General features: G+C 37.7%; 9 protein-coding genes and 1 tRNA gene. 1 reads left to right on the top strand and 9 read right to left on the bottom strand.

Features of this window, described 5'->3' with window-relative positions:
* Nucleotides 1-39: 39 nt before the first annotated feature.
* A complete protein-coding gene (locus NG55_RS10075; protein WP_016542955.1) occupies nt 40-1920 on the bottom strand; it encodes a potassium transporter Kup in 1881 nt (626 codons plus the stop codon).
* Between the two features lie 125 nt (nt 1921-2045).
* Between NG55_RS10075 and NG55_RS10070 the strand changes: the two genes are divergently transcribed.
* Nucleotides 2046-2135: transfer RNA gene (locus NG55_RS10070), tRNA-Ser, on the top strand.
* Nucleotides 2136-2188: 53 nt separating this feature from the next.
* Here the strand turns inward: NG55_RS10070 and NG55_RS10065 are convergent.
* The 8 genes from NG55_RS10065 to NG55_RS10030 all read right to left on the bottom strand — a co-directional run bounded on the left by NG55_RS10065 (nt 2189) and on the right by NG55_RS10030 (nt 13601).
* Nucleotides 2189-3190 carry a T6SS immunity protein Tli4 family protein gene (locus NG55_RS10065; protein WP_016542956.1) on the bottom strand — a complete coding sequence of 334 codons (1002 nt, stop codon included), beginning with the start codon at nt 3188-3190 and terminating at the stop codon, nt 2189-2191.
* A gap of 65 nt (nt 3191-3255) precedes the next feature.
* The gene (locus tag NG55_RS10060; protein ID WP_016660108.1) at nt 3256-3456 is read right to left on the bottom strand and encodes a hypothetical protein; all 201 of its coding nucleotides are present in this window, start codon (nt 3454-3456) and stop codon (nt 3256-3258) included.
* 1014 nt (nt 3457-4470) lie between these two features.
* Entirely contained in the window at nt 4471-6333 is a 1863-nt protein-coding gene (locus NG55_RS10055) for an esterase/lipase family protein (protein ID WP_065343174.1), read from the bottom strand.
* A gap of 8 nt (nt 6334-6341) precedes the next feature.
* Nucleotides 6342-7343, bottom strand: a complete 1002-nt coding sequence (locus NG55_RS10050; RefSeq protein WP_065343173.1) for a T6SS immunity protein Tli4 family protein — start codon at nt 7341-7343, stop codon at nt 6342-6344.
* Between the two features lie 105 nt (nt 7344-7448).
* Entirely contained in the window at nt 7449-8450 is a 1002-nt protein-coding gene (locus NG55_RS10045) for a T6SS immunity protein Tli4 family protein (RefSeq protein WP_065343172.1), read from the bottom strand.
* 105 nt (nt 8451-8555) lie between these two features.
* Complete coding sequence (locus NG55_RS10040; RefSeq protein WP_065343171.1) at nt 8556-9557, bottom strand: T6SS immunity protein Tli4 family protein; 1002 nt, start codon at nt 9555-9557, stop codon at nt 8556-8558.
* Nucleotides 9550-12288, bottom strand: coding sequence for a type VI secretion system Vgr family protein (locus tag NG55_RS10035; protein WP_065343170.1), 2739 nt, complete (start codon nt 12286-12288; stop codon nt 9550-9552). The genes NG55_RS10040 and NG55_RS10035 overlap by 8 nt, the downstream gene beginning before the upstream one ends.
* A 56-nt stretch (nt 12289-12344) precedes the next feature.
* Nucleotides 12345-13601, bottom strand: a complete 1257-nt coding sequence (locus NG55_RS10030) for a hypothetical protein (protein WP_065343169.1) — start codon at nt 13599-13601, stop codon at nt 12345-12347.
* Between the last annotated feature and the right edge of the window lie 36 nt (nt 13602-13637).

Raw genomic sequence — 13637 nt, 5'->3', positions numbered from 1 at the left:
TAAAAAAGGCACTCGAAAGTGCCTTTTTCTATTGTGTTATTAAATTTCGATCTGACTGCCCAACTCCACCACACGGTTGGTTGGAATCTGATAGAAGTCACTAACAGGACTGGTATTGCGCTGCATCGAGATAAATAACTTTTCACGCCACGGCGACATGCCATCGCCCACGGTATGTACAATACGATCACGTGAAATAAAGAAGCTCATTTGCATCATATCGAATTCAAAACCAAGCTCCTTATAAGCTTGTTCTAATGCATTCGGTACATTCGGCTGATCTTTAAAGCCATAATAAATATAGATACGATAAAAATGCTCATCCAGTTTTTCAACTTTTAAGCGATCTTCATCTGCCACATAGGGAATATCTTGGGTATAGACCGTGACCATGACATTACGCTCATGCAGCACTTTATTGTGCTTGATGTTGTGTAACATCGCATGCGGCACAATGTTTGGGGTTCCTGTTAAGAAAATCGCTTCACCTGGCACAAAATGGGTTTCTTTGCTCATGCCAATGCTCTTGATAAACAGTTCAATCGGCAAGGCATTGGTTTCCATACGGGTATAGACGATTTCGCGACCACGTTTCCACGTCATTAAAATGGTATACACCACCACACCAATCAAGATCGGCACCCAACCGCCCGACAAGATTTTTAATGAGGTTGAACCAACAAAAATTAAGTCAATGATCAGGAATGGTACCGCAAATAAAGCCACTTTCCACAATGGCCAACGCCATACGCCATAGGCCAAAGTCGAAATTAGAATGGTTCCGCAGAGCATGGTCATGGTCACCGCAACACCATAAGCACTGGCCAACTCGGCACTGCTTTCAAACAGTAGAATCAGGATCACCACCGAGATAAACAACACCCAGTTAATGAATGGCAAATAGATCTGCCCTTGTTCCACATCCGAGGTATGGTGCACGGTTAAGCGTGGTAAATAACGTAATTGAATGGCTTGATTGGCCATCGAAAATACACCTGTGATCACCGCTTGAGATGCAATCACGGCTGCTGCCGTCGCCAAGCCAATCATCGGGAATAAAGCCCAATCAGGAACCAGCAAATAGAACGGGTTTTCAATAGCTTTAGCATCACGTAATAGTAATGCGCCTTGTCCTGCATAGTTTAAAAGTAAGCATGGCAGTACCACCAAGAACCACGCCAATTTAATCGGCAAGCGTCCAAAATGTCCCATATCGGCATACAGCGCCTCACCGCCAGTCATGGTCAGAATCACGGCACCCATGGTGATAAAGGCAACTGTCGGTTGATCAAAGACAAAATGGAATGCCCAATACGGATTGACCATCATCAATACATACGGGGTCTGGATAATGCTCCAGAGACCAATCAGACCAATCGAAGCAAACCATAACAGCGTAATTGGGCCAAAGAATTTCCCCATGGTGGCAGTACCATGCCGCTGCACCATAAATAATGCCGTGAGAATACCCAAAGCAATCGGAACCAGCCAGCGATCTAAAGCAGGTGTCACCAGACTCAAACCTTCAATCGCAGACAGGACTGAAATTGCTGGGGTAATGATCCCGTCACCAAAAAACAGTGATGCCCCGATAAAGCCCAATGCAATCAGAAAGATTTTATTTTTATTGCTAAAAACGGAGGAGCGCAGATTCAGTGCGAGCAGTGACATGATCCCGCCTTCGCCATTGTTGTCCGCACGCATGATCATTGAAACATACTTAAAACTGATGGTCAGGTTCATACACCAGAAGATCAGAGAAAGAATACCAAGAATACTCGCTTCACTGATATCAACATGTCCTGTGACAAAGCATTGCCGTATTGCATAGAGCGGACTGGTCCCAATATCTCCAAATACCACCCCTAATGCTGCCAGCGTCACCGCGGGCAATGCGGCTTTTTTTGCAGTACTTTGCATATGATGTTGTCTTCAAAATAGAACGTTATATGGCGCAATATTATCACTAGCCAAAAAGTTTTTCTGCAAATCTGTTCGACTACAACTTGGCAGCGTGCATTTTTTTGGGTACTATCGCACACCTTGGTGAGGTGTCCGAGTGGCTGAAGGAGCACGCCTGGAAAGTGTGTATACGTTTGCGCGTATCGAGGGTTCGAATCCCTCTCTCACCGCCAGAATTTTTTATTCATAAAATCCATACATCAATAACTGCATATATAAATGATTATTAAAACTTTTTGATTGTATTTAATATGGCTTCATACAGCTGAATTGATTCTGTTTCATTCATACTTACTGTCTGGATATTATTTCGATCATAACCAGTATCGATCTCCAATTGAATAAGAGGATCTGTTGCTAATCTTGGTGTACCTAAATACTCCCATGTCGCCAACACACCATCTCTTTCAATTATTGGCGTTTTAATAACCCATTCAAATCCCTCTAATCTATCTCCCGAAATTTGAGCTTTAGCCCCTTTACGAATAGTTTTGATATTTGTCTTTGCCAAGAAACCTTCTTTTTTAAGGTTATAGTTCGTCCGAGTGATTAAATCAGAAGTAGCGCGAGCAAGGGCTTCCGTTTCTAAAAAGATTCGGAGGGAAGGATATTGCTTCAATTCGAGTCCAAACGAATGAACACTATTTCTGTAAGGATCACCAGAGTCCGTAATAAAACCGTTATTGATACAAACTCCTGCTTGCTTTGGCAGATTGGTATTATTTCTAAATGAAATATGATTCACTAAATTATTTAGAGCCTCATCACTTAGATCCTTGTATTTTAGTGAATATGTTCCTGTGATTGAAAAAAGTGTTCCTCGATCTAAAACCCAGGCAAACACATCATTTGCTCCACGACTATCTTTCCCATATTTTGCTTTAAATATCTTTATAATTTTATTTCCATTTTTTATTTCTGCTTTATCTTCAATGACTTTCATATTTTTATTAGAATACTTTTTTAACTGTTCAGCATAAGCATTTCTTAGGGCCTCATCACTAGCGTTCAATTCACTTTTAATCGTAAAAGAGTTGTATTTATCCATGCCACCAATCAGTAATGACTCTTTTGGAATTTTAAAAGTATATCGCCCTAAACACCAGCTTTGCATCTGTTCTACTTTGAACATTGACTGTTCATCTTGTGAATTATCAGCATAAGAACAACCTGAACTTAACAGTAGAATGCTCAATTTGATAAAAATTAATGGATACTTCAAATTCATATCGATTACAGCCTTCACGGTCATCATTGAGTTTATAAAATTAATAACATCTGAATATCAATTCGCTACCCCGCACATGAAAACAGTAACCCAGCAACACCTAACAGAGTAACCATAAGAATAATCATATCGTTTGTCTCTGACTTATTTTTTTTGCTTTTCATTCTGCACAAAGCTGATATACCAGCACCGATTAAAAATACGATACTAATGAGCATAACAATAGCTACCATTATTCCATGGCTAATATTTGCAGCACTCAACATAACTTTTCAAATCCTCTCAAAATAAATTAATTTAACCCCTAGCGAACACCCATAATTTAATATTAAAAACCAACCCTATATATAATGATCATTGATGTTTTTATAACTCGCCTGACCATCAAGTTTGGTCATTTTTGGAAATCACTTTAAATTATTAAACTCCCCAGATATCTCGAATTAAAGTTTGGCATCCACTCAGAAAAATGATAACCAACACACAAGCTATTTTCATAAAATCTGTCTTTTTCATGATTTAAATCCTTTATTTACACACGAATCAACATTTCTAACTCATTATTTCGATCAAAAATTTTAAATACAATGAGCTGCTTATTCTCATTAAATTGAAAATAGTAAAAATATAGCCAAATAAATTAGGCTGCATCCCAATAAGTCATAACAAATATGTCTAACAGCCTTCCATTGTACAAATGAAGGGATAAACTGACCACCCATTCCTTTTCGTAGTATGCCAGTCAGTCCTGTTTCTTACGTACCACTCCACAATGATCTGCTTCGAGCAGTCAAGTATTTAGGAAGGTCAATATGGAAAAATTGTCAGGCAAACCTAGAAGGAATTTACCAAATTAGGCAGACCTCATAGCCAAGTTATGTCTTAAATTTGAGTTGCTTGGGGAAGTATTAACTTTTAAATCTTCGTGCAACAAAGTCCCTTAAAAATAAAATCCAACAAGGTTAAATTAATTTAAACATCCTATATTTTTAACTAAAAATATATCGAACATATTGCATCTATGCTACTTTTTGTTAACTCTATTGTTCTAAGGCTTTATTTCACTTATAGTATTAAAATCAATACAGGAAGTATATGCTATGAATAAAACAATTTTAATCAAATTATTTTTTATTTCTATACCCTTTTTTATTACAGGATGCCAATCCTTTTTTGAAAGTTTCTATCGAGTTTAAGTTAGCAAAATACTCGTATTTAGAAATTTTATCTAAATTAGACCAAGTAAGATACTTACTCGATCTAATTTAAATTTTTAAAATCTAACAGTCTTTCTTAATGGAATCGACTATATTCGCAATACAATATATTGTATTTAGTTGAACATGTGCATTATCGTAGCTACCAGAATGCTCATAACCATTAATCACAAATGTCTCTTTTGGATTTCTTGTACTCGCCCGCACATCCTGTCCCGATTGATAACAAACAGTACCATCACCTTGGGAGGTTGGTTTTAAATCTAAATAAAATGTGGCTTTATTGGTTTTTGAAATATTTGATTTTTCATCTAATAAAATTTCTCTAACACCATCCTCTTTATATGCATTTGCATTTAAGTTATGTGTTTTAGAACCATCTATTACTAAATTCATCTCATCTTCTAGCAGATTGGTTTCATCGCTCTCTGTTGCATTGCTTCGATCTTTAATATTTGGTAGTCCAACCAAATTTTTCTTACCATACAAGCTCATTAGCTCAATCAGCTCAGCTTCTGAACGAATATTGAGCACTTCTTTACAACGCCAAACCACTTGCCCAAACGATTGATGCTCTGTATCTGACCCATAATGCGCATAGGTATTGGGATGATATGAATCTTTAATATGGTCATGTAATTTTACAACTATTTCAATGTTCTTTGCATAAATATCAAAAGTGCTTTCATATCCTTTTTCATTGGCTTCTTGTTTTAACAATCCAGCAGGGTCAATAAAGTCAGGATTCATCATTGCCCACCAACTGTCTTTCCTTTGATAGATTTCAGTATATGGGTCAGCTGTTTGCGGTAATGATGCAGTAATTTCACCCGCGGGTGTTTTGGCTTTAATTAACATCCAAGCTTTTGGATTTTGAGGAAAATCCACAGCATTGGAAAAATTGGCAAATGGCAATAGCTCTAAACCACCAGGCGCACTGGCTAAGGTTGCAGTAAGCCGCTCAGATGTATCTCCAAACATAAACTTGGTCGCCCAAGCCTTAATACTGTTCACGAATCCAGTTGATGCTTTCCAACCATCCCAACCCACTGTAAGTCGTTGATACACAGCTGGCGCACCACTCGCAGGCATAACACCATGCACTACGCCTGCAATTTTATCTTTAACCTTGTCATTTTGAATTAAGGCACGAGTGACCAATCCCCCCATGGAATGGGTCACCACAATAAACTTCTTAAATTTAGCTGTCGGATATTCTCTTTTGATTTGTGCCATAACCTCATTATTCATTCGATCAGCAACTTTGTCCGCAGAATTCATATTGGTATCCAGCCAATTATAACCACAAGCAAATACAGGGAAAACATAATCGGCTAGTTCTTCATGCTGTTCTAAACTAAGTAATTCAACCACTTTGCTACTTGACCAGTTTTTGAGTATTTTTTTAGTTTCCTTATTGCCTGGTTGGACGATTTTCTCCCATTCAGTTGTACCGTTAAATTTATCTTTCTGTTGCTCTTTTAGGGGCTTAAAGGGATTGTTGAGCTGGCTTTCTAAATAAATTAACACTTTGGCATAGCCAATCGGAATCACTGACCCCCAACCCCGTGCTCTGGCAATTTCTTCAGTGATATGCGGCGCTTTCTTTTTATTTATTTTAATATCCCCATCATAACCAACCTCAGTTGTTTTTGGGTTTAAATCAATTTGTCGTTCCTTTGCATCTCTTTTACTGTATTCAATTAAAGTCGAAATGCCAGGATACCAAACTCTCTTTTTATTGCTATCCTTGATATTAGATCCCATAATCCCTGGAATAAAAATAATTGGCACCACATATTTGACTGGTGCTGGGATTTCACATTCGGTATTAACACTATTGGGGGTGGTCTGTGAAACGTAGGAAGTTTTTCCAGACTGATGAAGGGTTTCATACGCCTCATGGTTATGTACATTATTTGACATTATTATTCTCAGAATTTACGAATGGTTTTTAAAATAGACTCATATAGTTTTAACGCTTCACCCTGCGCTAAACTACTGGTCTGATTTCCAAATGATGAATATGAGGTATCTACCTCTAGCCCAATTAAGGGGTCTTTATTATTACGTGCTGTGCCCGTATGTTCCCATAAGGCACTCAGGCCATTCCGACCTTTCATTTTCTCGACCGAAATCCATTCTTGCCCATTTAAATGAGTTGTATTTTTTTCACCTTTTCGAATATTGTCTTTATTTATTTGACGCTGACTTTGTCCTGCTTGGCTTAACTTACTTTCAATCCTTGGAATAAGGGCTGCTGTTTCTCTTGAGTTGGTCTCACTATCAAAACGTAATACGACACTCGGATAATCTTTAAAATCAAAACCCATTTTTTGTTTACTGTGTCTAAATTTTTGATCATTATCTTTGATAAAACCTTGATAAATACATTGACCATTTTCTGTGGGGATTTCATGTTCTGGACGATAGCGTAAATTTTTAACGAGATGCTGTATAGCCTCATTACTTTTTTCGGTCCACTCAGGTAGATCACTATGCCCACCTTCTATTAAAAACAGAGTCTTTTTATCGAGTACAAAACCAAAAACATCAAATGGAACAATTTTTTTGTCTGCTAATTTTCCTTTCATAATTTTAGTAATTCGGCCTTCAACTTTTTGCTCTTGGAAATCATCGAAGATTTTACTTCTGCCCTCGGAGTATTCTTTACTTACTTTTTGAATAGCCGCATCAAAATCTTGACGTGTCGCATTTTCTTTGACTTTAATAATAAATGAGTCGTATTGATCATAGCGATTTAAAGGATTGGCCTCAGCAGGAATCTCCACGGTATAGCGACCAACGCAATAGGTTTTTGTTTTTTCTAAATTTATCATATTATTTCCAGTATTTTCTATGTTCGATTTTGCAGATATACAGCCAGCACTGAATACACATGCAGTTAATAATAGAGAAGCATATATTTTATTCATCAACATATCCTAATAGTGTAATTACAGCCTGAGCTATTACATTGCTAAGTGCCTCTAGCAACTCGGTTTTAAATGATCCTATTACGTTTATTGACATAGTTATTCTCAGAATTTACGAATGGTTTTTAAAATAGTCTCATATAGTTTTAACGCTTCACCCTGCGCTAAACTATTAGTTTCATTACCAGAAGGTGAGTGCGCCGTATCCACTTCAAAACTAATCAATGGGTCTTGGTTGTTATTAGCACTGCCTGTATGTTCCCATAAGGCACTTAGACCATTAGGGCCTTTGATTTTTTCAACCGAAATCCACTCTTGCCCATTTAAATAGCTCGTATTTTTTTCACCTTTCCTAATATTGTTTTTGTCAATTTGACGCTGACTTTGTCCAACTTCTTTTAATCTTTTCTCTATCCTTGGAATCATAGCCAATACATTTTCATCATTACTTTCTGCCTCAAAACGCAATACTACCGTTGGGTAATCTTTAAATCTGAAGCCAAGTTTTTGAATACTATAACGGTACTGTTTCGTTTCATCTTTAATAAATCCCTTATAAATACATTGTCCTACTTCTTTTGGAATCTCTTGTTCATTGCGATAGCGTAAATTCTTAACTAAATTCTGAACGGCTTCATTACTTTTTTTGGTTCTTTCAGGAGAGTCACTATGCCCACCTTCAATTAAAAACAAAGTATTTTTATCCCACACAAAAGCAGCTACATCATAAGGGAGTATTTTTTTATCAGCTAACTTTCCTTTAAAAATTTTCGTTATTCGACCTTCAATTTTTTGCTCTTGTGGGTCTTCAAAAATCTTTCGATTCCCTTTTGAATAGTCACTTCTCCATTTCTGGACAGCCGTATCAAAATCTTGACGTGTCGCATTATCGACAACTTTAATATTAAATGAATCAAACTTATCATATCGAGGTAAAGGATTCGCCTCAGCAGGAATCTCTACGGTATAACGCCCAATGCAATAACTTTTGGTTGTTTCTAAATCCATCCTGTTATTTGCATTATTTTTAATTTCTGCTTTTGTAGATGCACAGCCAGTACTGAATACATATGTAGTTAATAATAAAGAGGCATATATTTTATTCATCAATATATCCTAATAGTGTAATTACAGCCCGAGCCATTACATTGCTAAGTCCTTCTAGCAACTCGGTTTTAAATAATCCTATTGCATTTATCGACATAGTTATTCTCAGAATTTACGAATGGTTTTTAAAATAGACTCATATAGTTTTAACGCTTCACCCTGCGCTAAACTACTGGTCTGATTTCCAAATGATGAATATGAAGTATCTACCTCTAGCCCAATTAAGGGGTCTTTATTATTACGTGCTGTACCCGTATGTTCCCATAAGGCACTCAGGCCATTCCGACCTTTCATTTTCTCGACCGAAATCCATTCTTGCCCATTTAAATGAGTTGTATTTTTTTCACCTTTTCGAATATTGTCTTTATTTATTTGACGCTGACTTTGTCCTGCTTGGCTTAACTTACTTTCAATCCTTGGAATAAGGGCTGCTGTTTCTCTTGAGTTGGTCTCACTATCAAAACGTAATACGACACTCGGATAATCTTTAAAATCAAAACCCATTTTTTGTTTACTGTGTCTAAATTTTTGATCATTATCTTTGATAAAACCTTGATAAATACATTGACCATTTTCTGTGGGGATTTCATGTTCTGGACGATAGCGTAAGTTTTTAACAAGATGCTGTATAGCTTCATTACTTTTTTCGGTCCACTCAGGTAGATCACTATGCCCACCTTCTATTAAAAACAGAGTCTTTTTATCGAGCACAAAACCAAAAACATCAAATGGATCACCTTTATCTTTTGATGTTTTACCTTTAATTATTTTAGTCAAATGCCCCTCAATTTCTTGTTCTTGGAAGTCATCCGTAAGAGACCAATCACCCGTAGAGTATTCTTTTCTTACTTTTTGAACCGCTTCATCAAAATCTTGACGTGTCGCATTTTCTTTGACTTTAATCATAAATGAGTCGTATTGGTCATAACGATTCAAAGGATTGACCTCAGCAGGAATCTCTACGGTATACCGCCCAATGCAATAGCTTTTGGTTGCTTCTAAATCCATCCTGGCATTTGCATTATTTTTAATTTCTGCTTTTGTAGATACACAGCCAGTACTGAATACATATGTAGTTAAGAATAGACAGGCATATATTTTATTCATCAATATATCCTAATAATGTGATCACGGCTTTCGTCATTGAAAGTGAGGTAACTTTTTCAGTTTTACCCTCTGAATCGGTCACTCCCTCAATTGTTTTTCCATCTTCTGTCTTAATTCGATATTTCATATTTGGCATCGCTTTGCCAGCTTTGTTTCGTAAAACAAAGAGCTCATCATAATCCATCTGTAATTTTGGCATGGCTGCGAGATCAGTACTTAATGTGCTACCAGACATCACCTGTACTTGCCCAGCTTTAAGGCTAATTTTACCAGGACAAACGATATCGATATTGCCACCTTCAATTTTGATATAACCACCACCAGAAGCGATTAATATGCCTTTACCACTTTCAACCTTAACGAAATCATTAATTGCATAGACATGCATTAACTCTTGTGAGGCTATTTTCATTGAATCCGCTTGTGCTTCAATTTCAATGGGGCCTTGTCCAGCTTTAATTTTAATACCTGCTGCTTTCGCAAATAGAGAAATTTTATCTAAGACATTCGCCAGAAATCCTCGCCCTGAAAAAATCTGTACATTCCGTTCAGAACTTAGATCTATATTTTCTTTAGCTTGTGCAACAATCCCTTTATCCGCATCTAGAATGATTGAATCTTTAGCATCAATCGCAATATACGGCGTAGAATCAGACTCATTCCACTGAGGAAGTTCAGTTTTTAAGGACTCTTGAAATTCTAATTCAGGTTCCGTGGTTTGATGCCCTTTAGCTGCCTCTTTTATTGCTGAATTAGTCGCTAAGAATTTCTCAATATTTTGTTGTAAATGAGGTCGATCCAGTTGGTTTCCACTCGCATTAGATGCACTTTCAGTCGTAATTAATATCCCTTTAGGTGCACGTATTCCTCCCCAATCATCCGTCCGTAACTCAAAACCTTCGCCACGACCTTCACTTTCAGGCTTGTCTTTAGGATGACTTAAATTGCCTAGGTTCAGTTGGGTTGCACCATGACTACTGTGTAACTGGGCACTGATTTGTCCTGTGGTATCGTCAAACCTCAATTGGTTATAGCCTTCGCCACCGACCTCTTTGGAACGAATGCCACTGAGTTTTTTGGTATCGGGAAGCTGGCCTTTAAGATCAAATTTAGTCGGTGAACGCTGTGCTTCATGGATGCGACCAGTCACAAAGGGACGGTCAATGTTGCCATCAAAGAAGTCAATCACCACGATCTCATCTTTACGTGGTAAGAAGCGCGCACCATAACCTTCACCCGCCCAAGGGGTGAGCACATCCACCCATGCCGAATCCGTATCACTGTCATTTGAACCTGCACCACCATCATGCGCATGATCTTCTGTACGGGTAAATAGAAAACGGACCTTGATCCGCCCCCATTCGTCGACATGGATTTCTTCACCATCACTCACCACTTTAGCACGTTGGACATGTGCGGTCGGACGGTGAGTCAATGGATCATATTCAGGCACAATAGCAATCGTTCGACGTACCAGCATCAATTCATTGGCTTGGCGTTCTTGTTCACTGTCTTTACTGATCGCCCAATGACTGAGACTTAATAGTTTTTCAACTTGCTCTTTAATCTCTTTAGGAAGGTTATTCTGGTTATAAAAATGCTTGCTTAGGATTAAGAACGCTTTATCTTCTGGGTGATTTTTTTCAAGTTCAGGGTGCTCATTTAACAGAAACCAATAGCCAACCTGTGTATCCCGCACACTACTATGCGCAGTAAAATATTTTGCTTGTAAGGCCTGATATTGGTTCAGCTGTTTATTGAGTTTATCTAACTGACTGTTTCCTGAAGCTGTGGCCTGATCTTCTCCTTTTAGATCAGCAATCCAAGCTGGTGAAATACTCCATGCTTGTTCCAGACTTAAACTTTCATTATCTCGCTGAGCACTGTGCTGATGTGAACTGATCACTGAACCACTGGCATCTTCTTGGCTTAAACTGTCCGCCTGCCAGCGCTGCACATGAATCGCGGTGGGTTGCAATTGGCGTTGTGCAATAAAGCTGGTAATACTATCAGCCTGCTCTGTGGCATGAGAGCGATGATAGCGAATGCTTCGACGTTCAAGCGCCTTAAATTGTGCATTATCATCAATTAAACGTAATTTTTGTGGCTCGATACTTTGGCTATTACTTGAAACAATATAATTCGATTCATCAATTAAAAAGTTAATCGACTCTTCGCGTAAAATTCTGGTTAAATAGGCATAATCACTTTCATTCGATTGCATTGAGAAAGGACGAATATCGTAGTTTTTGCTTAAACCGCTGCTATCTAGTTTCAGGCTGGCCGCAAATAAAGGGCTTTTGCTTTGCCATTCCTTAAAAATGATTTCACAAATCTCCACCGCACTTTTATTCATAAATACACGGCTGTTGCGTCTTTTATGCCATAAGCTGGTGGCATCCTGTAACGTCAGTCGATAAAGACTCAATGCGCCATCGCTTTGCCCTTGGCTTGCGCCTGTAATAATCCCCGTGGTTCTAAACAGTTGGCCTGAATCTGTCACTTGATCTACAGCAACTTGGCATCCAATAAATTGTTTGAGTTCAATATAGGGATTGGTCGATAAACAGATCAGTTCTACAGATAATCCATCATTAATGCCATGATAACCCTCTAGGCGTTGCAGCATGATTTGAGTATTTAGAGCTGCATTTGAAAACCGCATACTCATCGCACGTTTTTGAGTACCAACGCCTAGTTTATCTAAGACGCTAAAGATATTATTTAACATTATTATTGCCTTATTCTTGATCAATGAAAGCTACCAGAATGACCTGTCTGATTCAATTATGAACTGTTTTCATTTTGTGTCATTTCAAATAAAAGTCTTCGATAACCTTGAACAACATAGCGACCCAACTGATATTTTTCTTGTATTTTCACAATACTGAATTGCTCCAAATCCTGTTGGTGTTGTTTTACCCAAGCTCTCTTTTGATCCTCAATCGTAATATTTAGAAATTTTCTTAAAATCATACGATTTTTAATAATATATTTTTCACTCCGTTTTAATTTTTTTGCAATTTCAGTCACACTCAAATGTAAGTCTAATAAAATCTCCTGATTTTCTAAACGCCATGCCTGCACTTGATCCTTATGTTTTGGACGTCCTAAACGCTGTCTTAATTCATCTTTCTTCCGAAAAATTTGTTCAAGGCTCAGACCAAGCTTTTTAACTAAATCAGCATTACTCAGCTCAGGATTAAGGAGGTCTTCTTGATGTAACGCGAACCAAGCCTCTTTTTGCGCCTTAATTTTTGGAATATCAAGGATTTCTCTTAATCTTGCTTTTGCTCTTAAAATTTCTCCTGGCATTTTTTGGAATTGATCCGCTAAGACAGCAACCGTTTTTCCTGAGTTTAATAATTCCTCCTGATGATCCAATAGCCATTGCCGCTTTTCTTGCTTATCATTTTGAAATTTTTCAGAAAAACTGAATTCATCTAGCGCTTGCCGAATACGGTTATAAAATTTTTTAGCGATGAATACACTCACATCAAATTTTTCTACGATTTCTTGAACAGTTAAGCCTTTCAGCTGTTGTTTATTGGCTTGAAACCATTGTTCTTGAATCACCTCAGCTTGTTTTTTTCGAAGTCTCTTACGCACAGGAATATCGACAAGTTCAGCCAACCAGATTTTATGTTGATAAACTTGAGGTCGCGTTAGCCCATATTTAGCTTTTAATGTGTCTAAACTGTCATACAACAGTTCATCTTGATGCGCCAAAAGCCATCGATCATTTCGATAGATAAAATTTCTTTGAATACCCAATAATCGCCTGAATTTACCGACCATACTTAAAGACAGTTCAAGCTTATTTGCAGCTTCAAAAACTTTGTATTCCTTTACGAAATCAGCAACTTCTGGCGTTAAAATCACTGAAAATCCTGGCCCAACTCCCTCATCTTTAGCGCTCAGTCCATAAGGCCAGCCACGATAAACCATAATACCTACATGTGTTTTTCGCTCCTCATAGACATCCCAGTACTCCCCCTCCCAATCCTTAACGGTTTTAATTTTAAAATGTTTATATTTTCCCATTATTTTATTTCACTGTTCATAATCCAATATAAAGCC

The organism is Acinetobacter gyllenbergii (assembly GCF_001682515.1).
In the GTDB taxonomy this organism is placed as follows: Bacteria; Pseudomonadota; Gammaproteobacteria; order Pseudomonadales; family Moraxellaceae; genus Acinetobacter; species Acinetobacter gyllenbergii.
Note: the sequence above shows the minus strand (reverse complement) of the source record. Positions and strands in the feature narration are given on the sequence as shown.

Bases quoted from the DNA above. Each gene is read 5' to 3' on its own strand.
- NG55_RS10055 (WP_065343174.1), bottom strand. From the start codon at position 6,333: ATGTCAAATAATGTACATAACCATGAGGCGTATGAAACCCTTCATCAG.
- NG55_RS10060 (WP_016660108.1), bottom strand. From the start codon at position 3,456: ATGTTGAGTGCTGCAAATATTAGCCATGGAATAATGGTAGCTATTGTT.
- NG55_RS10065 (WP_016542956.1), bottom strand. From the start codon at position 3,190: ATGAATTTGAAGTATCCATTAATTTTTATCAAATTGAGCATTCTACTG.
- NG55_RS10075 (WP_016542955.1), bottom strand. From the start codon at position 1,920: ATGCAAAGTACTGCAAAAAAAGCCGCATTGCCCGCGGTGACGCTGGCA.
- NG55_RS10035 (WP_065343170.1), bottom strand. From the start codon at position 12,288: ATGTTAAATAATATCTTTAGCGTCTTAGATAAACTAGGCGTTGGTACT.
- NG55_RS10030 (WP_065343169.1), bottom strand. From the start codon at position 13,601: ATGGGAAAATATAAACATTTTAAAATTAAAACCGTTAAGGATTGGGAG.
- NG55_RS10040 (WP_065343171.1), bottom strand. From the start codon at position 9,557: ATGAATAAAATATATGCCTGTCTATTCTTAACTACATATGTATTCAGT.
- NG55_RS10050 (WP_065343173.1), bottom strand. From the start codon at position 7,343: ATGAATAAAATATATGCTTCTCTATTATTAACTGCATGTGTATTCAGT.
- NG55_RS10045 (WP_065343172.1), bottom strand. From the start codon at position 8,450: ATGAATAAAATATATGCCTCTTTATTATTAACTACATATGTATTCAGT.